Below are 23,421 nucleotides of genomic sequence, written 5' to 3' on the forward strand. Positions count from 1 at the left end.
ATGGATAGAAACAAATTTAAACTAGGTATTTATATAAATATGGCGTTAAGCATAATATCATCAGCTGCTATCGTCTTAATATTTTTATCTTCTATGTTGTTTGGAACATACGTAGTATCTAGCAAAGTATATTATGCTTTTATAAATTTATATCATAAAAGCAGAATCTTTATGGAGTGTTATATGATAGGCAGTGTAGTTTTGTTCTTCATTATAATGTTTGTTATCATGAATTTCAGAATGAATAAATTATTAGACAGAGTGCAATTTAAAGACGATAATTTGTAAGAAATTCCATAAATACGAATTTTGTTAAAAAGGATCTTTAAATGAATCTGAAGGATAATTATATTAAGTCTATTGATGATAATAAAAAAGTAGATGAAATCAATAATAAAATAGCAAGTCTACAAGATACTGAATATAGGAATTATGCTAAAAGGATATTTAGCACTAAGTTGACTAATTTACGTTATAATAAAAAATTAGAAGAAGATAAACAGAGGGAAGAGAAGAAAAAACAAGAAGAGCAAAAGAAATTAGAAGAACAACAAAAAATAGCAGAACAAAAAAGACAGGAGGAGATGCAAAAAGAACAAGAGGCTAAAAAGCAGAAAGAAGAACAGGTGAAACAGGCTAGCGTTCAAACAAGTACTAACTCAAATTCAAATAATACTAATACTGAAGATAGAAAGGGACGAACTGTTTATGTAGCATCCTCAGGTAATGGAGATTGATATCATAGTAGACCTCAATGCGGAAGAATGAAAAATTCTTATGCAATAAGTAAATCCAGAGCAGAGACAAGCGGATATAGACCTTGTAAAAAATGTTATAGATAATAGAGTAAAACATCCAGTGAAAAGATTATTATCAATTTTTTCACTGGATGTTTTTATTTAAAGAATTTTTGAGGTCTAGAGTTTTAAGACCTATGTAGAGCCGACTTGGAGCTTGCCGACGGAGGAGTCGGAATAGGTCTTAAAACTCTATCTTCTCTTCTTTTTCTTTTTTTTATTTTGTTTCTTGTTAGTTTTCTTTACTGTTGTGTTATTTGCAGTGTTTATTTTAGAGACTTTGACTGCAGTTTTCTTGTTAGTTTCTTCTTTTGACATTATCCTTTTGTATTCATTAGGTGAAATAATAACCCAGAATCCTATAAAAGCTATGATGACGAATGCAACTGGACCAACATATTTTGATACTTTGTTTAATAAAACTTCAGCAACTCCTGCAAGCATTATTATTAAAAAGCCAATTGCGATAACTGCTGCCTTTGGAAGTTTGTTTAGTTTTATTATGAATTTTTCACGTAAATTATTTTTCAAAATTACACACCTCCGATTATTTAATAAGCCATAGAGCATAGTAAAATTAGTTATTTTGAATTATACATTTCTTGAATTTCACTTTGTAATCTAAATTATATATTATTTTTTCTCTTCTATAAATAATTTTATGAAAATAATCAGATACTAATACCTGTAATTATTTTTTATTAAGGAGTGAAAAAATATGAAAAAAACGGCAATAGCAGCAATGCTGGCAGCAATGACTATATCACAGTTGGCTCCATCAATGAGCAGGCCGGTTTATGCGATGGAAGATGGTGCACCTGTAAAAATTGAAGAAAAGAAAGAGCTAAGTAAACAGACAAAAGCAGAGGAGGCTCCAAAGGACAAAAAGACAGATGCAAAAGCTCAACAAGATAAGAAAACTGATGGTGAGGTAAAGAAGGATAAACAAACTGACGCTGAAGCACAGAAGGATAAGCAGACAGATGCTGAAGCAGAGTCTGATAAAATGAGACATCATCATCACAAAGACGATGATGATTGCAAGAAGGATAAAAAAGATAAGAAGGACAAAAAGGATAAGAAAGATAAGTGCGAAAAGAAAGACGACAAAAAAGACAAAGATGACGGTTGCAAATGTGACGAAAAAAAAAAATAATACAGTAAAAATGAAAAAAATCGAGCAGATAGGCAGTAATGCTGTAAAGATTACTTTTGATAATGAAATTGATGGCGGAAAAATGTGTGAAGCTAAAAATTACTGGGTTCAAAGCATGTCTGACATCACAGCAGAAGGAATTGCTTCTATGAGCAAGGATGATACAGTAAATGAAAGCAACTGCTTAACAAATGGCAAAGTAAGTATTTCAGTAGGTGAAGATAAGAAGTCAGTTATACTAAGATTCACAGCAGCTATCGTTAAAGATACAAAATATAAAGTGTATGTAAGATGTAATGACGACAACGAATTCAGATCTGAAAATGCTGAAAATTATATTTTCTTTGAGGGAAAATAGTAGAATGGCTTAACCTTAGTGGTTAAGCCATTTGTTAAATGTTTTCTTATAAAAAAGTGATATCAAAAACATATATGAAAAAATAAAATAATTAAATGATGGATTGAAAGATATATGTAGAAACGACTTGGAGTGAAGCGACGGAGGCTTCGGAATATGTCTTTCAAGCTAAATTAGTTTTTCAAATTCAATTTCATGTCTAATTGGAATGTCATAGTCTCCCTTTTCAGGAATTGAAGGCTTAATCTTACGTGCAGCTTCAACTGCATTAACATATATAAATGTCATATCAAAGCCACGTTTCTGATAAAATTTTATTGCATTTAAGTTATCATTAGTAGTAATCAGTTTTAGCTTTTTGCAGCCAGATTTTTTAGCCTCTTCATAAACCTTGTTCATTAGCGCAGTCCCTATTCCGCAGTTTTCTTTAAGGCTGTCAAGAGACATAACTTCGCAGTCTTTTCCATCAAATCTGTATGTAACAAGTCCAATAATTTCATTATCTTCATAACATACGAAACCAGGCAGAACAGCCATATCGAATAATTCTCCTCTTATTGCCATTGTAGTGCTGAACCACTGCTTTTTGATAAAATCATTAATTTCATTTCTATTTTTATCTGTAATCTTTGTTATTTCCATAGTATCATCTCTTTCGTTATAAATTTGTTTTGTTGAAAGTTTGGTAGTCAGTATTCCTCATGAAAGATTATACAGTGTTAGGAATAATATTACAATAAATGCATTATAAAGAAATTGATGGCTTGCCTGATTTCAATTAAGTATTAAATTATAAAAAACTTGATTATATAGAAATTAGGTACTATAGTTAAAAGTATAAAAAATGATGAATTTTAAGCAGATTAATGGAGGGTTATTTTTATGCATAATACATTAACTGAGGAAAATATAAAGAAGTTACAAGAAGAACTTGATTATAGACTTACAGTAAAGAGAGCTGAAATTGCAAAGGAAAAGATGATTGCAGCTGCTCATGGAGATAGATCTGAAAATGCTGAATACAAAGAGGCATGTGCAAATTATAGAGAAAATGATAATAGAATACAATATCTTTTAAGCATGATTACAACAGCAACAGTAGTAGAGGACAGTACTGATAAAACAACTCTTGGCATAAACAGTTCAGCAAGAGTTAGATTTGTTGAAGATGATGAAGAGGAAACTATAAAGCTTGTAACTACAGTTGACCTTGATCCTGAAAACATGCATATAAGTATAGAATCAGATCTTGGTAAGGCTTTATCAGGTGCAAAGGTTGGGGATGTTGTTGAAGTTAATGCACCAGGCGGAAAATATAAAGTAGAAATACTTGAAATATTATAATATGGATAGAACAATTTTAAATTTACAACTATTGAAAAAATGGTGGCTAGTTAATAACGAATAGAGAACAGAGAAGAGAAAAGGAAGGAACTCCCTAGTGGGAGTTTCTTTATTTGTGCTCAGAAGGACTGGCTATTAATCATTTATAAATTTATATAATTATGATGGACAAGCATTTCTTTTAAAGGTGGAATTAAAGGATAGTGTATTAATGAATTTAGTATTAAGGGGAGATGTATAGTGGAAAAATCATTATTTCAAAATGTGGACTGTGTATCTTTTTATGTTGATAATCTTAATGAAGGTATAAAGTTTTATTCAGAATCACTTGGACTTAAACTTCTGTGGAGGACAGATACTTCATGTGGACTTGGAATGAGCAATGACATTACTGAAGTTGTGCTGGTAAAAGAACATAATCCAATAGTAGATTTTAAGGTTGAATCAGTAGAGGAAGCACTGCTAAGTTTTTAGAAGCAGGTGGTACGCTTGTATATGGTCCTTTTGACATTGATATTGGTAAATGCGTAGTAGTCAAGGATAAGTGGGATAATGAGTTCTGTATGCTTGACATGACAAAAGGGATGTACACTACTGATGATAGTGGTAATGTTACTGGAGTTAAGTAGGAGGTTATAATGCAAAGTATAAAATGTGAAAATTGTAATGCAGAAGAGGTATGTATTATGGAAAGTTCATCTAAAATAATTATACTTAGAGGTAATTCAGGAAGTGGCAAAACTACTGTTGCTAAAGAACTTCAGAAGAAACTTGGGCGTGGAACACTGCTTATTTCTCAGGATGTTATTAGAAGGGAAATGCTGTGGGTAAAGGATGGCAGTGATACAAAGGCTGTATCTTTGCTAATTGACCTTGTTAAGTATGGAAGAAAAAACTGTGATTATGTTATCCTTGAAGGAATCTTATATGCAGACTGGTATAAGGAATTATTTGAAACTGTGAAGTCAGAATTCAATGATAATGTCTATGCATATTATTATGATATTCCTTTTGAAGAAACACTTAAGAGGCATGAAACAAAACCTAACTGCCATGATTTTGGAAGAGAAGATATGAAACAATGGTGGCGGGATAAAGATTTTACAGGAGTATTTAAAGACAGAGCGCTGACAAAAGATTTAGGACTTGATGAGACTGTAGAGATTATACTTAATAACTTAAATGAATAATTAGATAAGAAATTAAGGTGCATCCATAAGGGTGCATCTTTTTTTGTGCATAAATATAAGAAAGCAAAGTTGTAATGACATACATTTATTTATGGGTAAAAATATAAGTTCGTAGATATAAGAAAAAAATTTCAATCTAATTAACAAACGACCTTAAAGAAATGTTAACAAATGTCGAAAATTAATATAAAGTAAAAAACAAAATATTAGGAGGTAATATGAATAAGTATTTTAAATTGGGGACAAAATTCATGAATAGGTTAAGCTACCCTAAGAAATTCATATTAATGGCTTGTGTATTTTTCCTTCCTTATTTAGGATTCGTTACAGTATTTTTATTTAATATGAGTAGCGCTGCTAAAGTAACTGTTTCACAAGTTAACGGATTAACATATCTAAGTGAATCAAATAAACTTATTAAGCATGTACAGGAGCATAGAGGATTATCTTTGATGTATAGCAACGGTAATCAATCAGTAAAGGATAAAATTATTGCAAAAGAAGGCGAGATAAAAAATGATTTAGCAGCTGTTGAAAAGATGAACAGTAAGTATGGCAGCGATTTTAAAGTTAATGACAGCTTCAATAGTATAAAGAGTTCTTTTAATGAAATTTATATAGAAGGCAAGACATTAACAGCAAAGGAAGTTAAGGAAAAGCATAATAATTTGATTAATAATCTTATGGAGCTTAACAATGCAATTTCTGAAAATTCAAAGTTATCATTACAGAGTGATTTAGATACATATTATTTAACACGTTCAATCGTTTATGAAATGCCATCGGTTGCAGAAAACATAGCTCTTGCAAGAGGTATTGGTTCTGGTGTGGCAGCTAAAAAAGCAATCACTGATGATGAAAAATTTGAACTTCAGTTTTTAAGCCAGTCAGCACAGACAAATCTTAACAGTGCTCAAAGAGGAATCGAGGTAATATATGAATTACTACCTGAATTTAAAGAACAGTTAAGCAAAGATATTGATAAGGCATTTCAAGGTTCTGCAGAGATGATTGAAATGATTGTTGATGATCTTATTACTGCAGAAACTATAAATATTGATTCTCAGCAGTATTTTGATAAGGCAACAAATACTGTTGAAGATATTTATTCACTAATAAATGATGAAACAAAAGATTTACTCAAGACATTAAATACTAAAAACAGAACAGCTCAAATAACAAGAGCTATGACTTTAATAATAACAGTAGTTAATAGTATATTTTTAGCGTACGTATTTATTTCATTCTATATAGGAACAATGAATACAATTAATGTTATTAAAGAATCTACAGATGAAATTGCTGATGCAAATCTTAATATTGTTATTGAGAGTGATGTTAAGGATGAAACAAGTAAGATACTTGATGGTTTAAATAAGGTATTAACTTCATTTAGAGAAATAGTAGCAAAGAATAAAGATGTAGCATCAGATGTTATTGGTTCAACTGAGGATCTGGCAAAGATAACTGAAGAGACAGCTAAGGCTGCAAATGTGGTTACAAATTCTATTCAAGAAATTGTTGATAAAGCAGAAAATCAGGTTAAGATTGTAGATAATGCGTCGACAATAGTTCAAGAAATGAGTACAAATATTGATAATATATCTGATAACTGTAATGTAATTCTTCAATCATCAAAACAGGCTGGTAGCTTTGCAGCTAATGGTAATAAATATATGACAAGTACAGTAAAGATGATGAACACAATTAAGGATTCAGTTGATGAGTCAAATGTAATTATAAATTCATTAGGAGAAAAATCTCAGGACATTGGAAGAATCATAGAGACTATTACAGATATTGCAGAACAGACAAACTTATTAGCTTTAAATGCATCAATTGAAGCAGCTAGAGCTGGTGAAAATGGTAAGGGCTTTGCTGTAGTAGCAGAGGAAGTTAGAAAATTAGCGGAAGAATCAGCTAACTCAGCAAAAGAAATTTCTGAAATAATTGCATTAATTCAGAGAGACAGCAGTGATTCTATTGCAAAAGCAAGTACTGTAGCAGGCAATGTACAGGATGGATTAAAGGTTGTAACAGAAACAAGCGAAGCATTTGATAAGATATTATCATCAATATCAAGCATAACAGAGCAGATTAACAGTGTTGTTCAGTGGTGTGAAAGAACTCAAGACAACTCTAGAGAAGTAACTGACAATGTTAAGGAAGTTAGCAAAATAGCAAATGACTTCTCTGATAATGTTCAGGATATTGTTTCATCTGCAGAAGAACAGTTAGCTTCAACTGAGGAAATATCATCACTGGCAAGCGTACTTGACAGCAAAGCAACTGAACTTGAAGAATCAATTGCAAGATTTAAAATTTAATTAGATTTTTATATAGGATAAAAGAGTCTATGTCATTAGCAGATAAAAACTACTGATGACAGGCTCTTTTTTAGTTTATAGACTTTAAATATAATCTAGATTTTTTATAAAGGAGGTTTCAGCAAAGCTCATGACTTAATATCATATTATATGGATGCAATGCACAGAAATTGTAACAGATTGTTAAGCCTTATCAATAACTTAATTGACTATTCTAAAATGGAGAATAACAGCTATGTTATAAATAAAGAAAGTGTGGACATAGTTTATCTTGTTGAAGAAACAGTGCTTGATATGAAGGATTACATAGAGGACAAGGGTATTGAATTGATTTTTGATACTGATGTAGAGGAGAAATCAATTGAATGCGATAAGCTTGATATAGAAAGATGCATTATTAATTTAGTCAGCAACGCAGGAAAATTCACACCTGAAGGCGGTTTAATCGAAGTAAAAGTATTTGATTTAGATACAGAGATTAAGATAAGTGTAAAAGATAATGGAGCAGGTATTAGTGAAGAAAACCAGAAAATAATATTTGACAGATTTAATCAGGGAATAGATAAAACATCTGAGCAAAAAGGTGGCAGTGGATTAGGACTTACTATAACAAAACAGATAATAAAGCTTCATAATGGAGATATAGAGTTAAAAAGTAAGCCTAACGTTGGTAGTGAGTTTATAATAACATTGCAGGTGAAATAGGAAGAGTCGCGAGAAGGTCGCTGGCGCGAGTGAAATTCACCGAAGGTGAGTGAGATTCAGCTGCGCTGAGTGAAATTCGCTGACGCGAGTGGGGGAGTGAAATTTGCTTCGCAAGTGAGATTCAGCTGACGTTGAGTGAAATTCACCTTGGGTGAGTGAGATTCAGCTGCGCTGAGTGAAATTCGCTGACGCGAGTGGGGGAGTGAAATTTGCTTCGCAAGTGAGATTCAGCTGACGTTGAGTGAAATTCACCTTCGGTGAGTGAGTAGTTGGGGGACAAGCTATGAATTGAAGTTTATACTTATATATACTATAATTGTTTACACTGGAGAAATCTCAATTGCAAAGGAAATGCTAGATAGTGGCAATATAATATATAAGCCTAAAATAGTATATTTATCTAAATACTCCGGAGACAATAAATATGACACATTGAGTAATAAAATATATAGCAATGCTCCATTGACTGAATTAGACGCTATTAATTTATGTTTACTGCCGTTGATGAAAAGTGAATATTTGAGAGGCATAATGACGGAGAAGGCTATAGAATTAACTCAACATATCAAAGATACAGTTATGAAGAATAAATGTATCGAATTGCTTTATTTGTTTGTACAAAAGTTTGTATGCGATGAAAAAGCAAGAAATAAATTGCAGGAGGCGTATAGCATGACTGATATTGGAGAAATGATAGTAAATGATACTACAAAAAAAAATAAGGAAGTAATTATTTCAAAGATATTAACCGTACTTGAAACTAATATAGGTGAGGTTCCCAATGAATATAAAAATGCTATGATTAATCTTCCTCTATACTCATTAACAGATATAAGTATGGATGTTAAAGGTTTTAAGTCATTTAGTGATTTAGATAAGTATTTAATCTAAGCAAAAATAATGTACCAAATTGTTTTTTAGAGATAGAATATATAGCTTTAATAAGCTGTTCTTCTATCTCTATTTTTTACCAATAAATTACTATTGTGAACTTTTAAAAGAATTTATAAATAAAAAATTTAAAAATAGCTGTAAATAAATTAATTTATTTACAGCTATTGCTTGTACCATAAAGCACTCTATAATAAGAATTATCATTATGTATATTTATTATTTCTATATGTTCCATCACAAAGCTAAATCCAAACTCCGATTGTAGATTGCTAAGTAAAATTATTGCGTCTTCTATTTTAAGTTCTCTACCTATATCCGTCTTAATATCTATTGTATTTATGTTCATAATTTAATCACCAGAGGGACACCATCTTATCCTTTCTTTTTATTTTATAATATTCAGAATATTGTTAAAATATAAACAATATTTCAATGTATTAAGATTATGTATGCAAATATACATCTTAGAAAATTCTTTTAAAAATATGTGCGAAATAAGTAATATTCTTACATATATTAGCCTTTAGTTTTGAGAGCATGACCGTATTGAACGTAGTTATAAATATGTAAATACTTAGCTTGTTTTTTATTTCAGAAGAGTATCCTTTATGTCGATATATAATAGAGAGATTTTCTTTAAAATTTAAACTATATTCAACATACAAAGGAGAAATATGAAAATAAACAGGTACATAATAAGAATTTTAAGTTTCATATTATTTTTTTCGTTTATAAATATGAACATAGCCTATGGGAGTATAAGTGAAAATATTAAATTTAATAATATAACAATTAAAGATGGTTTATCACAGTCTACAGTAGATAGTATGTATCAGGACAGCAAGGGATATATATGGATAGGTACTAATGATGGTTTGAACAGATATAATGGACATGAATTTAAAATATATAAAAATGATAAGTATGATAAAAATTCAATAATAAGCAATTTTATTATTGATATTAAAGAAGATAAGAATGGTGATATGTGGATATCTACTTTAGAAGGTCTAAGTAGAATAAATACTGATTCAGAAACAATAAGGAATTATACTTCAGATGAAAATGGTGGAAACTTATCGAACAATGGAGTATGCCAGGTTCTTAGTACTAAAGATAATAAAGTAATTGTAGCTACTGAAGATGGCCTTAATATGTATGATGAAAATAATGATAGGTTTTTCAGGATTTTAGATAAAGAGGATGATCTTCCAAGTCAATATATATATTCTGTAAAAGAAGATTCTTTCGGAAATATATGGATATGTACAGATGCAGGTGTTATTGAGTTCGATAAAAATTTAAAGAAGCTGAATTCATATGAGAATACTATTGGAAAAGTTGAAGCGTACACTACATATGATGATTTATTGGGTAATATATGGGTGTGCACCTTAGATAGTGGATTATTTAGAATTAATACAAGAAATCAAAGAGTAGATAACTACAGACATATAAAGGGTAAACAATCAATATTAAGTGATGAAGTGAAGGATGTAGTACTTGGACCTAAGGGAAAGCTATGGATAGCTACTGAGGGAGGACTTTGTAATTTTGATTACGAAGAAGAAAAGTTTACAGCATATAAAAAGGATTTTTTTGAAGAGGACAGTATAGTAAATGATAAAACGCGATGCTTATTAAAAGACAGCAGTGGTCTTATATGGGTAGGTGCATATAGTGGCATATCAATTTTTAATCCTAGGAATAATTTTAAACACTATAAAGCAAACCCATTTGATAAAAAAAGCTTAAGTGGTAACATGGTTAATTCTATATATAGGGAAGCTGATGAAACGTTATGGATAGGTACTAATGATGGCGGTATTAATATTATTGAAGGAGATACTATAAAACATTTAAAAAAAGAAAATAGCAATATTAATAGTAATGAGGTATATGAAATAATAGGATTTAAGGACAAAATATATGTAGGAACTAATGAAGGTTTATCAGTTATTACTAAATCTGATAATGGCAACTATTCTATAACGAACTATACAGTTAAAGATGGCTTGCCAGCAAATAAGGTAAGATCATTAATAATAGATTCTAAAGGAAATTTATTAATAGGAACAGTTAAAGGACTAGCTATATTTGATACAAGTAGTTGTAGGTTTATTGATAAACCAGAAATTTTTGATGAGATAGGTGTATCAGATAAATTTATAAGATCTTTATATGAAGATTCAAAGGGTAATTTATACATTGGATGTTTTTTAGAGGGTGGTTTAATAAAAGTAAATCTAGATACTAAAACACACAAAATATATAAATATAATCCTAAAGATAATACAAGTATAAGTAATAATACAATATTGTATATAAATGAGGATATAGATGGCAATATATTAGTAGGAACTAATCATGGCCTAAATATACTAAATCCAGATACAGACAAATTTACTCATTACACAGAAAATGATGGATTAATAAATAATACTGTATATGGAATATTAGTTGATAAAAATAATTATGTATGGATGAGTACAAATGGTGGTATTTCTATGTTTTCTATGCAGGATAAAACATTTAGGAATTTTACAGTTGAAGATGGACTTCAGTCTAATGAATTTAATGGAGGGGCATGTTTTAATAGTGAAGATGGACATCTTTACTTTGGAGGGATAAATGGATTTAATATTATTAATATAGACAATATTCAGATATCTACATTTAAACCTAAAGTTATCTTTGATGGATTTGAGGTAAACGGTATAAGTAAAAAAGATATTAATAATATGAAGTTTGAGTTTAGTGAAAATAATATAAAAATAAACTATTTTACAAATGACTATAAAAATACAAAAAATACAAAGTATTATTATAGATTAAAAGGTTTAGAGGAAGATTGGAATGAAACTAGAAGTAATTTACTTACATTTGCCAAGCTATCTCCAGGAGATTATGACTTAGAAATAAAGACGATAACACAACATGGAATAATCAGTGAAGTTAGTTCGGTGAAATTTACCATTAAACCTCCTATCTTGATTAGCAAGTATGCCTTATGTCTTTACTTCATTTTAATAATATTAGCTATATATGTAGCTAGAAGCAAAGTTAAAACTTTGGACAGCCTAGTTAACATACGAACTAATGAATTAAGAAAAGAGATGAAAAGAAATGAAGAGTTGTTCAATCAGCTACTAAAATTAGAGAAGACTAAAAACAATTATTTTGTGAATCTGTCACATGAACTTAGGACTCCTTTAAATGTTATTACCAGTATAAATCAATTAATCATATCGTTTATTAGAAATGATCAGATTGTACCTAATGAAAAGCTATCATATTATATGGATGCAATGCACAGAAATTGTAACAGATTGTTAAGCCTTATCAATAACTTAATTGACTATTCTAAAATGGAGAATAACAGGTATGTTATAAATAAAGAAAGTGTGGATATCGTTTATCTTGTTGAAGAAACAGTGCTTGATATGAAGGATTACATAGAGGACAAGGGTATTGAATTGATTTTTGATACTGATGTAGAGGAGAAATCAATTGAATGCGATAAGCTTGATATAGAAAGATGCATTATTAATTTAGTCAGCAACGCAGGAAAATTCACACCTGAAGGCGGTTTAATCGAAGTAAAAGTATTTGATTTAGATACAGAGATTAAGATAAGTGTAAAAGATAATGGAGCAGGTATTAGTGAAGAAAACCAGAAAATAATATTTGACAGATTTAATCAGGGAATAGATAAAACATCTGAGCAAAAAGGTGGCAGTGGATTAGGACTTACTATAACAAAACAGATAATAAAGCTTCATAATGGAGATATAGAGTTAAAAAGTAAGCCTAACGTTGGTAGTGAGTTTATAATAACATTGCCGGTGAAATAGGAAAGTCGCTGATGATAGTGAGATTCGCTTTGCGAGTGAAATTCGCTACGCCAGTGAGATTCACCGAAGGTGAGTGAAATTCAGCTACGCTGAGAGAAATTCGCTGACGCGAGTGGGGGAGTGAAATTTGCTTCGTAAGTGAGATTCAGCTACGCTGAGAGAAATTCGCTTTGCGAGTGAGGATTCAGCTTTGCTGAGAGAAATTCACTGACGCGAGTGGAACAGTGGACAAGCTATGAATTCAAGATTTATTTATGGGTGAAAAAAATTTCCTATTTATCTGTTAGAGATATAATTCCAACTAATAATGATGAGGAAATTATTTGGACAAGCTATATAAGTTTATTAAAGAAAAAATGTAGAGAGTTAATATGTTGTATTACATTTTATGGTACTATATTATTATCAAAGAAATAGATGATTTTAATAATTGCTGAAGTGGAGGATATTATGATATATAAAGCTGGTTTAAATGATGTAAATATTATAGCAAAGATGGCTCATAAGATGTGGAGTAGTCATACTTTAGATGAATTGGAAGAGGAGTTTCATGAAATTATTGTTTCTGAGGATTCAGCTGAATTCATAGTAACTAATGAAGGGAAGGCAATAGGATTTGCTCAGTGTCAGTTACGCTATGATTATGTAGAAGGCACTAGTAGCAGTCCTGTTGGCTATTTGGAAGGTATTTTTATAGAAGATGGATTTAGAAAGAAGGGTTATGCAAGGGAATTACTAAAGAATTGCGAGCAATGGTCATTAGAAAAGGGATGTACAGAATTTGCAAGTGACTGTGAACTGAGTAATGATACCAGTTTAAAGTTTCATTTAAATGTGGGATTTAAAGAAGCGAATCGTATTATCTGTTTTACAAAGAATTTGAAAACAGGTAGTAATTTAGCTTTGCTTAAATAGAACAGCATCAATTTCGTCCTTTAGTCATCAAGGGGTGAAAGACATGTGAAGAAACAACCTTAAGAGACCGTAGGGAACGAGGTCGGCTTCGGAATATGTCTTTCACCCTTTTTTATTTCATTTATATAACTACAAACTAAGTGTAGTAGCTTAATAACTATATTACAATAAAAGAAAAAAATACAATATGTGTTACAATGGTGATATTAGGTGAGATGTAAATAAAAATTATGGAGGACGTGAAATATGAGATATGTAAGTACATTAATTGTTGTATCTGATATAAAAAAATCTAAGGAATTTTACCATGATGTATTGGGACTTGATGTTATTGCTGATTTTGGTGCTAATGTAACTTTAACAGGGAATATTTCATTACAAACATTAGAAACATGGAAGAACTTCATCAATAAAGATACAAGTGACATCATTATAAAAAATAATGCATGTGAATTGTATTTTGAGGAAGATGATATGGACAAGTTTATTAAAAAGTTAGATACTCTTGAAAATATAGAGTATGTACATAGATTATTTGAGCACAGATGGGGTCAAAGGGTAGTAAGATTTTATGATCTAGATAAGCACATAATAGAGGTTGGAGAAAATATGGTTAATGTTGTGAAGAGGTTCTTTAAGCAGGGGCTTTCTGAAGATGAAATTGCTACAAGAATGGACGTGCCAATTGATTATATAAAATCATGCCTGGAATAATATTTGTTATTAATTACAAAGTTTGATATACTTGTGTAATAAATGTAAGTACGGTGCTGAAGGGGGCTAAGACATGAATATAAAATTAGTTAAATTATCGTATGAATATAAGCAGCAGTTATTTGATATGATGGATGAATGGCTTGCTGTAGAACAGAATTTTTCTCCATATATGATTAGAAGAAATGATTATCATGATTTTGATTATTATCTTGAAAATCTGGAGATAAAAGAAGAAAAAGATGGACGTGTGCCTGATTCAACATTTTTCTGCTTGGATTTAGACAGGAATATTTTTGTTGGAGCAATTAATATTCGTCACTATTTAAATGATGAGCTGCTTTACACAGGTGGACATATAGGTGATGGAATAAGACCAAGTGAAAGGCGAAAGGGATATGCAACTGCCATGATCAAGCTTGGCTTAGAAGAATGCAGAAAACTTGGTATCACAAAAGTACTGATGACATGTGATAAAGACAATATTGGCTCTGCTAAATCAATAATGAACAATGGTGGAGTTCTAGAAAACGAAGTAGTTGAAGATGGTGTTATTGAGCAGAGATACTGGATAACATTGTAGGAGAAAAAATTCAACTAATGAAGATGAAGATATTATTTCAGTATGTGATAAGCTTATAATTTCTTTGAATTTAGCTATCAAAAATGCTGAGGAGATATTAGAAATGTTATATGAAATGAAAAGAAAATATTCAATAATACAATGTTAAAAACAGAGTTGAAGTTATCATTAAGAGGAATGGACATGTTCATATTTTCTATATGTATGCCCATAGTTGTACTTGTAGCAATAGGAGTTATTTATGGAAATAAGCCTGCTTTTGAAGGGGCAAATTATACATTTTTAGAGCAATCATTTGGAGCAATAACATCTATTGCAATTTGTGCTGGAGGAGTTATGGGCTTACCTTTAGTAGTTTCAGATTATAGAAGTAAGCATATTTTAAAGCGATTTAAAGTAACACCTGTTGATCCAATAGTTATTATGTTAATAATAACTGCTATTTGTTCAATAGTTGCAATTAAGTGCTTTAAATGGGAATAAAAATGATACATTAATTAACGTGGATTTTGATGAGATAATATATTTTGAAACTTCTACTATAATACATAAAGTAATTCTTCATTGTAAAAATAGGCAGGTTGAATTTTATAGCAAAATGAAGGATGTTGAGAATATGATAGATGAACGTTTCTGTAGATGCCACAATTCTTTTCTTATTAATAAGGATAAGATTAAGGAGATTGATAAAAAAAACAGGATAGTATATATGATTAATGGTGAGGAATGTCTTGTATCTACAAGAGGGATAAAAAAACTGCTTAATAGTGAAAAAGAAATATAAATTTGTTACACCTTTACTTTATCACAACAATTCTAAAAAATAAAACAGCCATATTGGCGGTTCAATAATTGTATGGAAGTATATGTTATAATTAAGAATATAATCAATTTAAGTGGGAGGTAAATTAAAATGTTTAGTTATAACACAGTTGAAAACACAAGTATTGAAGAATTACATAGTACATTTTTAGAGGCATTTTCAGATTATCAAGTAAAAATGGAACTGCCTCTTTTAAAGCTGCAACAGATGCTTAAGTGAACAGGATATGTTGCAAAAGCTTCAATAGGAGCATTTGAGGAGAATGTTTTAGTTGGATTTCTTTTAAATGCAGTTAGACAATGGAATGGAAAATTAACTGCTTATGATACAGGAACAGCTGTAATACCTGACTATAGAAATCATGGTATAACAAGTAATATGTTTCTTTATGCAAAGGAATTATTAAAAAAGATGCAGGTTAAACAATATTTGCTTGAAGTGATCCAGTCAAATACCTCAGCAGTTAATCTATATAAAAAGCAAGGATTTGAAATTTTAAGAGAGTTTGAGGCAAAGCTGATTTGTGCTTCAATGGAAGAAGAGTGTGGTATTCCTAAAGATTATTTCGATTATGTTTATTCTGTTTATGGTATAGGATGGACAACAGATTTAGTTGGAACTTTTAAAAGGATTGCTTCTTATTTAAAAAAGGATGGAGTTTTTATTAGTTTGCAAAAAAGGCGCAAATGCTTCCAGTAACATTTGTAATTAAAGCAAGAAAGTTAAACTAGGAATTTAATTTGCAACATTCTGCTAAGTTAAAAAATATTAGATAATTTGAAGTTATGTGTACCCTAACTATAGATAAACCTGACCTCAGAAACTTAATGCTGAGGTCTATTTCTTAATGTAAAGGAAATTGCATTCAAAAACATAATTTTTTAATGATATAAAGTGTAGTAAATAAAGGGTTTACACGTTTGTGTAAAAGAATGGTAGAATGCAATTTCGTCCTTTAGTCATCAAGGGGTGAAAGACATGTGAAGAAACAACCTTAAGAGACCGTAGGGAACGAGGTCGGCTTCGGAATATGTCTTTCACCCTTTTTTATTTTAATCATTTCGCTATGAATAGGTTTACAATAAACTGTAAATTTAATTATATCAAATGGAACACATAGAACTGTCATTATCTTCAATTATTTCATAGTATTTTTCATCTGTTGACTGCCATTTTGTTATATTAAAAGTATCTTCATACTTGTTATGGTCTATTACTATTTTATTATCAACAACACTGAATACAATATATCTAGGTCGTCTAAATCTTATAGCACCGTAAGCGTATTCATTTGTTTGCAATAAAAATCTATTACCATTATTAAAATCCTGATACAGGGTAAAATAATGTGCTACGTCCTGATCTAATACTACTCCTTTAGTAGCGTTATAACTAGATAAGTTCTTTACATCTTCATCAGTAAAATATAAAAATTCTTTTAGATATTCTCTAAAACCTTGATCCTTTAATAGTATTGATATATTCATCATGTTCATATTCTAAACACCCCTTAATTTATCCTATAGTCATATTATAAGAGTTTATAAAGGTATAATATGACAAGAAAATAAAAGTTGTTATAAAAAAATATTCTTCACCATTGGCACCTTCGGTGAGGGAAATTCGCTTTGCGAGAAATGGTCGCTGACGCGAGGGAAATTCGCTGGCGCGAGAAATGGTCGCTGTCGCGAGGGAAATTCGCTTTGCGAGTGAAATTCAGCTGACGCTGAGGGAAATTCGCTGGCGCGAGGGAGGAGTCAGCTACGCTGAGTGAGATTCGCTGGCGCGAGGGAAATTCGGCTATGCTGAGTGAGATTCGCTGACGCGAGTGAAATTCACCAAGGGTGAGGGAAATTCAGCTGTGCTGAGGGAAAGGCGTGGGACAAGCTATGAATTAAAGGTAATATTCGATTTGTAGCTTTTTTATTATTTTGCATGATTAATATAATTTTCTTTGGCTATAATCTTTAATAAAAGGTTAAGGAGTGATTGTGTTGTCTGAGAGTATTATGCTTGATAAGTCTAAAGAATTAGCTATAAGTATTATTGAGTTATGTAAGGAGATTATGAATGATAGAAGAGAATATATATTAACTAAGCAGCTTATAAGATCAGGAACTTCTGTTGGAGCTAATATACATGAAGCGCAATATGCTCAGAGTAGGGCGGATCTTATTTCAAAACTGAGTATTGCATTAAAGGAATGTTTTGAAAGTGAATATTGGTTAGAGCTTTTATATAAGACTAAGTATATTACTGATGAAAAAGTATATAAAAAGTTTCTTAATAACTATGGAAGAGTAAGACGGATGCTGATAGCTTCTATTACTACAAATAAGAAAATAAGAGAAAAGGAAATGAAGAGAGAGGAGCGATGGCACTGGTGAGTGAGACAGTGGGACAAGCTGTGAATTGGAGTATATACTTGGTTCATGGCTTATTTTTCATGTAAAAAGTAGATACGACAGAGGGGGAGGAGTCACTGAAGGTGAGTGAAATTCAGCTTTGCTGAGTGTAATTCGCTTCGCGAGTGATGGACTGGGGGACAAGCTATGAATTGAAGTTTATTTTTGATTTGTAGCTTTTTTGTGAGAAGAATTTGCTGCATAAGTTATATTGATTTTAAAAATGAGAGTTTGGTGGACAAGCTAAGATTAAGGGGACAAGCTAAGATTAGTGGACAAGCTCGGAGTTTAAAGTGAAACTTGGAATTTGGCAATAAATTATATTTATTATATAGTTATTTATCATGACAAATCTAACTGATAATAAGGATTGATTCTTATTGAATGTTATGGGAAAAATACTCATAAAAAATCATTACGAAAAAAAATTTATTATGATATAATGAATTTCGCTGCCTGGAGTATTAAATTGCAAGGGTAGTAAAAATCTAATAAATAATTGATATACTTAGGAGGGTTTTATGCCGAGGAATAAAAAAGAGGGAATAATTTTTGGAATATGTATGTGCTTTATTATGGTGTTTTTCATGGGAATGCTGAACATTTCTATACATATGGGCAAATTTGACGGAGAAGTGTTGATGGTATGCTTAAAGGCATTTCCTGTTACTTTTATTATAGCTTTTATACTTGAAGGAGCTGTTGTTGGAAAGATTAATGGAGCGCTTCTTGCTAAGTTCAGCGGAAAGAATGACAGCCAGAATGCAATGATTCTTTTTAACTGTTTCTTTATAGTAACTTGCATGTCTTTGATTATGACATTCATAGGGGGAATGCTTGGTGGTGACAGCCTTTCTCTTGTAGCAAGTGAGTTCTTTATAAGATGGCCAAGAAATTTCTGTGCAGCATTTTTCTTAAACATATTAGTTGCTGGACCAATTGCAAGAGCTATCTTAAGAAAGATTCAGAAAAAGTCAGATGCAGATCAGAATTCAGCAGCTGCTGCTTAAATAAGAGATTTTAAATTATAAATAAATACATAAAAGAAGAAAGCTATGAATTGATATATTCGGTTCATAGCTTATTTTTTTGATATTTAACAAGTCAATAAGAAATTGTACCGGTACATTATACTTAGTGGGGGATTTGTAATATTATGTAGTTATATTAAATAAAGGGGGATTTCAAAAATGGAAAGAGAATCAATAAATAAAAATCTGGCTCAGATGCTAAAGGGCGGAGTTATTATGGATGTTACTAATAAGGAGCAGGCGATTATTGCAGAAAAGGCTGGTGCATGTGCAGTAATGGCTCTTGAAAGAGTTCCATCAGATATAAGAAAAGAAGGCGGAGTTGCCAGGATGTCAGATCCTAAGATGATAAAGGAAATACAAGATGCTGTTACAATACCGGTAATGGCAAAGGTAAGGATTGGACATTTTGTAGAAGCTCAGATATTAGAAGCTTTGAATATAGACTTCATAGATGAAAGCGAGGTACTTACACCAGCAGATGATAAGTACCATATAGATAAGACAAGTTTTAAGGTGCCTTTTGTGTGTGGTGCAACTAATATAGGAGAGGCGTTAAGAAGAATTGGGGAAGGAGCCTCAATGATTAGAACAAAGGGTGAAGCTGGAACTGGTGATGTAGTTAATGCTGTCACTCATATGAGGACAATGACTAGTGAGATAAAAGAAATTCAAAAAGCAGGTAAAGAAGAATTAATGGCAATAGCAAAAAAATATGGAGCTCCATACGAGCTTGTTAAATATGTATGGGAAAATGGCAAGTTACCCGTAGTTAATTTTGCAGCAGGAGGAATTGCCACACCAGCAGATGCAGCACTTATGATGCAGCTTGGATGTGATGGAATATTTGTTGGTTCTGGAATATTTAAATCTGATAATCCAGAAAAAAGAGCTAGAGCGATAGTCCTTGCTACAACATATTATAATGATCCTAAAAAGTTAGCAGAAGTATCAGAAGATTTAGGTGAAGCTATGCAAGGAGTAAATGCCAAAGAAGTAGCTGAAAAATATTCTGAAAGAGGATGGTAAGATGAATATCGGAGTTTTAGCACTTCAAGGTGGAGTCATTGAGCATTTAAAACAGATTGAAGCACTTGGACACAAAGGAATTGAAGTCAAAGTTGCAGAGGATTTTGAAAAAATAGATGCAATAATACTTCCAGGTGGTGAAAGTACGACTATAGGAAAACTGTTGAGAATAACTGGACTTATGGAATGCCTCAGAGAAAAGATTCAAGGTGGTATGCCAGTATGGGGAACTTGTGCAGGAATGATACTTCTAGCTAAAGAAATAGAAAATCAACCTTTTAATTATCTGGGAGTTATGGATATAAAGGTGAGAAGGAACGCATTTGGTACACAGATAGACAGCTTTAAGACTAAAAAGGTTATAAAGAGCGTTTCAGACAAAGAAATAGAACTTGTTTTTATAAGAGCTCCTTATGTATTAGAGGCTGGCACTGATGTTGATATACTATGTGAAGTAAATGGCAACATAGTAGCAGCAAGGCAGGGAAATATTCTAGCTACTTCATTTCATCCAGAGCTTACAAATGATTTAAGCTTTATGAGATTTTTTATAGAAGAAATTGTGCATTCATCTCTTGTAGATAACCTTTCAATTTATTAAATTTGATAACCACATTTAATATATGGATATATTTGTACTTTATGGTAAAAAATAAAAGAAAGTTTATTTTTGAAAGGAAGTATAAAATAATGAATCCATTTAATGAATCTTACAAGCCAATTGACGACTTATTTAGAAATTGGGACTCTATAAAATTAAAACCATATAATAAAAATACAGTAGATCCGTATACAAAAACAAGAGTGATATTAATGAACGGGACAGAATTTGAGCAGGTTTGGTTTGGACATCAATCACAAAGAAAATGTGATAACAATGATTTAAGAAGAGAACTTGCATTAATTTACAAAATTACATGTTGATATAATTACAGCTGCAGAACAGCAGACTATGAATACAAGTGCAGTATATGATGAATCAGAAATAGGAAGGCAGTTATATCAGAAAATAGGGCTTATTGAAGAACAGCATGTTACTCAATATGGAAGTTTAATTGATCCTAATACAACTATGTTGGAATGCCTATTAATGCATCAATATACTGAATGTTATTCTTACTATTCTTGTTATGAAACAGAGACAGATGAGTATATAAAGAAAGTATGGGAAAGACATTTTGAAGAAGAGTTATCTCATTTACATAAAGCTGTTGAATTGCTTCAGAAGTATGAAAATAAAGAATGGCAGCAGGTTATTCCTAATGGAGAATTTCCAGAACTCGTTAGGCTTCATGAAAATAAAGAGTATGTAAGAAATGTATTAAATTCATCAGTACAGTTAACTTCTCATAATGAAGATTATGTTGATGTATCTAAATTAGATGATAATGACAGATTCTTTAAGTTCCAGGATAAATTAAATACTCCAGTAGAAGGGGTACCTACACATAAAGTTATTGTAGATTATATAAGTAAAAAAGGACAGGATTACAGATATATAGATTCAGAAAGCCCTGTTGCTGAATTAAGAGATAGGAAATCAGATAACACTACTTTAGGCATGAAAAAGAATTAAGGATTTTGAACTGATAATAAAATTCCTCAATTTGTTTGGTAAGCTGTGAATTCAAGTTTATACTTGGTTCATAGCTTATTTTTTGTTTTACGAGTTGATTTTGATGAAAGTGAAATTCGCTGACGCGAGAGAGTCACCTTCGGTGAATGAAATTCGCTTGGCGAGTGAGATTCAGCTACGCTGAGTGAAATTCGCTGACGCGAGTGAAATTCACCAAAGGTGAGGGGTCAGCTACGCTGAGAAAAATTTGCTTCGAGAGTTGAATTCACTTTAGTTGTTTCCTTATCGTTACGTGCAGACCTTTAATTATGACATTCATAGGAGAAATGCTTGGAGGAGATAGTATTTCGCTTGTAGCTGGTGAGCTCTTTGTATAAAATAAGTATGTTTATATTAAAGGAATAGGATACAATGGTATAACTGCAGATGTTAGAAAAAGAAGAATGTTTAATCCCCTAATAAATGACTTTGTAGTTACTCTGTATGTTTTTAATAATATAGTTACTATTTCTTAATATGTATCTAAGTGGCTTGCTGGCTCATAAAGCAGCGGTAGGTTTGCATTGCTGGCTGAGATTTTTGCTAGCTGTAGCATGTTCTTTTCGCCACTTGATAGATACTTTATTGTCTGCTTAAGGATTTCTTCATTTATATTGCTTAATTTTGATATTTTATAGTTAATTCATCGATATAATCAAATCTTTTGATTTCTTTTCCATCTAAGTCTTCTTTATTCATATCAACAGCACTTATTCCGTTGTTGTTATATGTGGAATAATAGTAAATTCCTTTTTGCAGCAACATACAAGAAGTATATAAAGTTATATCATCAGATTTTTCATTGATGACAGCACCTCTAGGCATGGCAACATTATTTAACATATGAAGGAATTGGCTTATTCCAGACATTACGTTTTCTGACTGAGGATATTGTGCTTTTAAGTATGCTATCCTTACAAATCTGTCAACTCCAGAAAGTCCTCCTGGAAGTCCCTTTGTTCCAAGACCTACTCCTAACGGTTTTAATTCTTCGTTAAGCCATTTTACAGGTTCTGGCTGAATAGGTGTAGTTTTGATATATTCATTTAAGTTAGTCATATGCCAATCAAATGTTGGTGAATTAGTTAAAACACCAATTGGGTTTTCAAAAGTTTTTAAGCCTTCTTTTGTTTTTTCTATGACTATAGATTTTCCCTCTGTGTCTGAAACTATCCAGTGAAGAGTTGGGATTGGAGTTTTATCATTAAGTGGTATACCTACTAATTCTATATTTTTAATATTATCTAAAACTTCATCTACTGTTTTGAAGTTGGCGAGTATCCATAAGAGTAAATCATATGGAGCTAAGTTTTTCTTTCCCTCAACTAATTTTTCTTCTACATAGAAACAACCAGGGAAATTAAGTCCTGCACATCCCAATCCTTTTTCGTTGCATCCATCTGCAAAGGCAGGGTAATTATCTATAATAGATGCCATACCTAATACTGCATATTTATTCTTTCTCATTTCGCCAGTAATGTTATCTTTATATTCATAATTTCTAGGCACTAAAGTTACTGCCTGATTAAATGAATATGCTAAGTCCATATTTCTTCCGAATAAGTTATATCCGTCTTTAGTTGATAAAGTTAATGCTGTACACATATCTTCCTCCGTTAATAAAAATTTATATCAAATTTTATGTTTTTAATAAGTTTAGTATTAACTAAATAAGTCAAAT

Annotated in this window: 24 protein-coding genes and 3 pseudogenes; 22 read left to right on the forward strand and 5 right to left on the reverse strand. The window is 31.2% G+C overall.

Annotated features, from left to right (window positions below):
* Both FYJ33_RS08375 and FYJ33_RS08380 read left to right on the forward strand, forming a co-directional pair.
* A complete protein-coding gene (locus FYJ33_RS08375) occupies positions 1 to 288 on the forward strand; it encodes a hypothetical protein (protein ID WP_154531305.1) in 288 nt (95 codons plus the stop codon).
* A 41-nt stretch (positions 289 to 329) separates the two neighbouring features.
* Complete coding sequence (locus tag FYJ33_RS08380) at positions 330 to 737, forward strand: hypothetical protein (RefSeq protein WP_154531306.1); 408 nt, start codon at positions 330 to 332, stop codon at positions 735 to 737.
* A gap of 252 nt (positions 738 to 989) precedes the next feature.
* Here the strand turns inward: FYJ33_RS08380 and FYJ33_RS08385 are convergent, their stop codons facing one another.
* Complete coding sequence (locus tag FYJ33_RS08385; RefSeq protein WP_154531307.1) at positions 990 to 1,328, reverse strand: hypothetical protein; 339 nt, start codon at positions 1,326 to 1,328, stop codon at positions 990 to 992.
* Between the two features lie 187 nt (positions 1,329 to 1,515).
* Here FYJ33_RS08385 and FYJ33_RS08390 point away from each other — a divergent pair, with 187 nt between their 5' ends.
* On the forward strand, positions 1,516 to 1,953 hold the full coding sequence (locus FYJ33_RS08390; RefSeq protein WP_154531308.1) for a hypothetical protein: 438 nt from the start codon (positions 1,516 to 1,518) through the stop codon (positions 1,951 to 1,953).
* Between the two features lie 10 nt (positions 1,954 to 1,963).
* On the forward strand, positions 1,964 to 2,311 hold the full coding sequence (locus FYJ33_RS08395; RefSeq protein ID WP_154531309.1) for a hypothetical protein: 348 nt from the start codon (positions 1,964 to 1,966) through the stop codon (positions 2,309 to 2,311).
* Between the two features lie 168 nt (positions 2,312 to 2,479).
* Here FYJ33_RS08395 and FYJ33_RS08400 read toward each other — a convergent pair whose 3' ends face one another.
* Complete coding sequence (locus tag FYJ33_RS08400; protein WP_154531310.1) at positions 2,480 to 2,953, reverse strand: GNAT family N-acetyltransferase; 474 nt, start codon at positions 2,951 to 2,953, stop codon at positions 2,480 to 2,482.
* Between the two features lie 240 nt (positions 2,954 to 3,193).
* On the opposite strand from FYJ33_RS08400, the gene FYJ33_RS08405 reads away from it, so the two are divergent.
* From FYJ33_RS08405 to FYJ33_RS08430, 6 genes are all read left to right on the forward strand, one after another.
* A complete protein-coding gene (locus FYJ33_RS08405; RefSeq protein WP_154531311.1) occupies positions 3,194 to 3,655 on the forward strand; it encodes a GreA/GreB family elongation factor in 462 nt (153 codons plus the stop codon).
* A 240-nt stretch (positions 3,656 to 3,895) separates the two neighbouring features.
* Complete coding sequence (locus FYJ33_RS16320) at positions 3,896 to 4,129, forward strand: VOC family protein (protein WP_277644176.1); 234 nt, start codon at positions 3,896 to 3,898, stop codon at positions 4,127 to 4,129.
* 164 nt (positions 4,130 to 4,293) lie between these two features.
* Complete coding sequence (locus tag FYJ33_RS08415; RefSeq protein ID WP_235900808.1) at positions 4,294 to 4,845, forward strand: kinase; 552 nt, start codon at positions 4,294 to 4,296, stop codon at positions 4,843 to 4,845.
* Positions 4,846 to 5,063: 218 nt separating this feature from the next.
* Positions 5,064 to 7,172, forward strand: coding sequence for a methyl-accepting chemotaxis protein (locus FYJ33_RS08420; RefSeq protein WP_154531312.1), 2,109 nt, complete (start codon positions 5,064 to 5,066; stop codon positions 7,170 to 7,172).
* 150 nt (positions 7,173 to 7,322) lie between these two features.
* Positions 7,323 to 7,877 carry a sensor histidine kinase gene (locus FYJ33_RS08425; protein WP_154531313.1) on the forward strand — a complete coding sequence of 185 codons (555 nt, stop codon included), beginning with the start codon at positions 7,323 to 7,325 and terminating at the stop codon, positions 7,875 to 7,877.
* A gap of 288 nt (positions 7,878 to 8,165) precedes the next feature.
* Positions 8,166 to 8,768: a hypothetical protein gene (locus FYJ33_RS08430; RefSeq protein ID WP_154531314.1), complete on the forward strand. Its 603-nt coding sequence runs from the start codon at positions 8,166 to 8,168 to the stop codon at positions 8,766 to 8,768.
* A gap of 154 nt (positions 8,769 to 8,922) precedes the next feature.
* Here FYJ33_RS08430 and FYJ33_RS08435 read toward each other — a convergent pair whose 3' ends face one another.
* Positions 8,923 to 9,117 carry a hypothetical protein gene (locus tag FYJ33_RS08435; RefSeq protein ID WP_154531315.1) on the reverse strand — a complete coding sequence of 65 codons (195 nt, stop codon included), beginning with the start codon at positions 9,115 to 9,117 and terminating at the stop codon, positions 8,923 to 8,925.
* 391 nt (positions 9,118 to 9,508) lie between these two features.
* On the opposite strand from FYJ33_RS08435, the gene FYJ33_RS08440 reads away from it, so the two are divergent.
* The 7 genes and pseudogenes from FYJ33_RS08440 to FYJ33_RS08470 all read left to right on the forward strand — a co-directional run.
* Positions 9,509 to 12,625 (forward strand): ligand-binding sensor domain-containing protein, encoded by a 3,117-nt coding sequence (locus FYJ33_RS08440; protein ID WP_206046651.1) that lies wholly within the window; start codon positions 9,509 to 9,511, stop codon positions 12,623 to 12,625.
* Between the two features lie 450 nt (positions 12,626 to 13,075).
* Complete coding sequence (gene aac(6') / locus FYJ33_RS08445) at positions 13,076 to 13,540, forward strand: aminoglycoside 6'-N-acetyltransferase (RefSeq protein ID WP_154531317.1); 465 nt, start codon at positions 13,076 to 13,078, stop codon at positions 13,538 to 13,540.
* 246 nt (positions 13,541 to 13,786) lie between these two features.
* Positions 13,787 to 14,254, forward strand: a complete 468-nt coding sequence (locus FYJ33_RS08450; protein WP_154531318.1) for a VOC family protein — start codon at positions 13,787 to 13,789, stop codon at positions 14,252 to 14,254.
* Between the two features lie 73 nt (positions 14,255 to 14,327).
* Positions 14,328 to 14,837 (forward strand): GNAT family N-acetyltransferase, encoded by a 510-nt coding sequence (locus FYJ33_RS08455; RefSeq protein WP_154531319.1) that lies wholly within the window; start codon positions 14,328 to 14,330, stop codon positions 14,835 to 14,837.
* Positions 14,838 to 14,978: 141 nt separating this feature from the next.
* A pseudogene (locus FYJ33_RS08460) lies at positions 14,979 to 15,299 on the forward strand (ABC transporter permease); the annotation flags it as partial.
* Between the two features lie 40 nt (positions 15,300 to 15,339).
* The gene (locus FYJ33_RS08465) at positions 15,340 to 15,621 is read left to right on the forward strand and encodes a LytTR family DNA-binding domain-containing protein (RefSeq protein ID WP_328598667.1); all 282 of its coding nucleotides are present in this window, start codon (positions 15,340 to 15,342) and stop codon (positions 15,619 to 15,621) included.
* Positions 15,622 to 15,750: 129 nt separating this feature from the next.
* Positions 15,751 to 16,326: pseudogene (locus FYJ33_RS08470) on the forward strand (GNAT family N-acetyltransferase); the annotation flags it as partial.
* A 437-nt stretch (positions 16,327 to 16,763) separates the two neighbouring features.
* Here the strand turns inward: FYJ33_RS08470 and FYJ33_RS08480 are convergent.
* Positions 16,764 to 17,156, reverse strand: coding sequence for a hypothetical protein (locus FYJ33_RS08480; RefSeq protein ID WP_154531321.1), 393 nt, complete (start codon positions 17,154 to 17,156; stop codon positions 16,764 to 16,766).
* 498 nt (positions 17,157 to 17,654) lie between these two features.
* On the opposite strand from FYJ33_RS08480, the gene FYJ33_RS08485 reads away from it, so the two are divergent.
* The 5 genes and pseudogenes from FYJ33_RS08485 (at position 17,655) to FYJ33_RS08505 (ending at position 21,701) form a co-directional block, all read left to right on the forward strand.
* Positions 17,655 to 18,047 (forward strand): four helix bundle protein, encoded by a 393-nt coding sequence (locus FYJ33_RS08485; protein ID WP_154531322.1) that lies wholly within the window; start codon positions 17,655 to 17,657, stop codon positions 18,045 to 18,047.
* 539 nt (positions 18,048 to 18,586) lie between these two features.
* Positions 18,587 to 19,075, forward strand: coding sequence for a hypothetical protein (locus tag FYJ33_RS08490; protein WP_154531323.1), 489 nt, complete (start codon positions 18,587 to 18,589; stop codon positions 19,073 to 19,075).
* Positions 19,076 to 19,255: 180 nt separating this feature from the next.
* On the forward strand, positions 19,256 to 20,125 hold the full coding sequence (gene pdxS / locus FYJ33_RS08495; RefSeq protein ID WP_154531324.1) for a pyridoxal 5'-phosphate synthase lyase subunit PdxS: 870 nt from the start codon (positions 19,256 to 19,258) through the stop codon (positions 20,123 to 20,125).
* Between the two features lies 1 nt (position 20,126).
* Positions 20,127 to 20,726 carry a pyridoxal 5'-phosphate synthase glutaminase subunit PdxT gene (gene pdxT / locus FYJ33_RS08500; protein ID WP_154531325.1) on the forward strand — a complete coding sequence of 200 codons (600 nt, stop codon included), beginning with the start codon at positions 20,127 to 20,129 and terminating at the stop codon, positions 20,724 to 20,726.
* 89 nt (positions 20,727 to 20,815) lie between these two features.
* Positions 20,816 to 21,701 (forward strand): annotated as a pseudogene (locus FYJ33_RS08505) (hypothetical protein).
* Between the two features lie 657 nt (positions 21,702 to 22,358).
* Here the strand turns inward: FYJ33_RS08505 and bsh are convergent.
* Positions 22,359 to 23,345: a choloylglycine hydrolase gene (gene bsh, locus FYJ33_RS08510; RefSeq protein ID WP_154531326.1), complete on the reverse strand. Its 987-nt coding sequence runs from the start codon at positions 23,343 to 23,345 to the stop codon at positions 22,359 to 22,361.
* Between the last annotated feature and the right edge of the window lie 76 nt (positions 23,346 to 23,421).

Origin of the sequence: Inconstantimicrobium porci, assembly GCF_009696465.1 — a bacterium.
Taxonomy (GTDB): Bacteria; Bacillota; Clostridia; order Clostridiales; family Clostridiaceae; genus Inconstantimicrobium; species Inconstantimicrobium porci.

Bases quoted from the DNA above. Each gene is read 5' to 3' on its own strand.
- FYJ33_RS08375 (WP_154531305.1), top strand. From the start codon at position 1: ATGGATAGAAACAAATTTAAACTAGGTATTTATATAAATATGGCGTTA.
- FYJ33_RS08380 (WP_154531306.1), top strand. From the start codon at position 330: ATGAATCTGAAGGATAATTATATTAAGTCTATTGATGATAATAAAAAA.
- FYJ33_RS08390 (WP_154531308.1), top strand. From the start codon at position 1,516: ATGAAAAAAACGGCAATAGCAGCAATGCTGGCAGCAATGACTATATCA.
- FYJ33_RS08395 (WP_154531309.1), top strand. From the start codon at position 1,964: ATGAAAAAAATCGAGCAGATAGGCAGTAATGCTGTAAAGATTACTTTT.
- FYJ33_RS08400 (WP_154531310.1), bottom strand. From the start codon at position 2,953: ATGGAAATAACAAAGATTACAGATAAAAATAGAAATGAAATTAATGAT.
- FYJ33_RS08405 (WP_154531311.1), top strand. From the start codon at position 3,194: ATGCATAATACATTAACTGAGGAAAATATAAAGAAGTTACAAGAAGAA.
- FYJ33_RS08415 (WP_235900808.1), top strand. From the start codon at position 4,294: ATGCAAAGTATAAAATGTGAAAATTGTAATGCAGAAGAGGTATGTATT.
- FYJ33_RS08420 (WP_154531312.1), top strand. From the start codon at position 5,064: ATGAATAAGTATTTTAAATTGGGGACAAAATTCATGAATAGGTTAAGC.
- FYJ33_RS08425 (WP_154531313.1), top strand. From the start codon at position 7,323: ATGGATGCAATGCACAGAAATTGTAACAGATTGTTAAGCCTTATCAAT.
- FYJ33_RS08435 (WP_154531315.1), bottom strand. From the start codon at position 9,117: ATGAACATAAATACAATAGATATTAAGACGGATATAGGTAGAGAACTT.
- FYJ33_RS08440 (WP_206046651.1), top strand. From the start codon at position 9,509: ATGAACATAGCCTATGGGAGTATAAGTGAAAATATTAAATTTAATAAT.
- FYJ33_RS08450 (WP_154531318.1), top strand. From the start codon at position 13,787: ATGAGATATGTAAGTACATTAATTGTTGTATCTGATATAAAAAAATCT.
- FYJ33_RS08455 (WP_154531319.1), top strand. From the start codon at position 14,328: ATGAATATAAAATTAGTTAAATTATCGTATGAATATAAGCAGCAGTTA.
- FYJ33_RS08480 (WP_154531321.1), bottom strand. From the start codon at position 17,156: ATGAACATGATGAATATATCAATACTATTAAAGGATCAAGGTTTTAGA.
- FYJ33_RS08490 (WP_154531323.1), top strand. From the start codon at position 18,587: ATGCCGAGGAATAAAAAAGAGGGAATAATTTTTGGAATATGTATGTGC.
- pdxS (WP_154531324.1), top strand. From the start codon at position 19,256: ATGGAAAGAGAATCAATAAATAAAAATCTGGCTCAGATGCTAAAGGGC.
- pdxT (WP_154531325.1), top strand. From the start codon at position 20,127: ATGAATATCGGAGTTTTAGCACTTCAAGGTGGAGTCATTGAGCATTTA.
- bsh (WP_154531326.1), bottom strand. From the start codon at position 23,345: ATGTGTACAGCATTAACTTTATCAACTAAAGACGGATATAACTTATTC.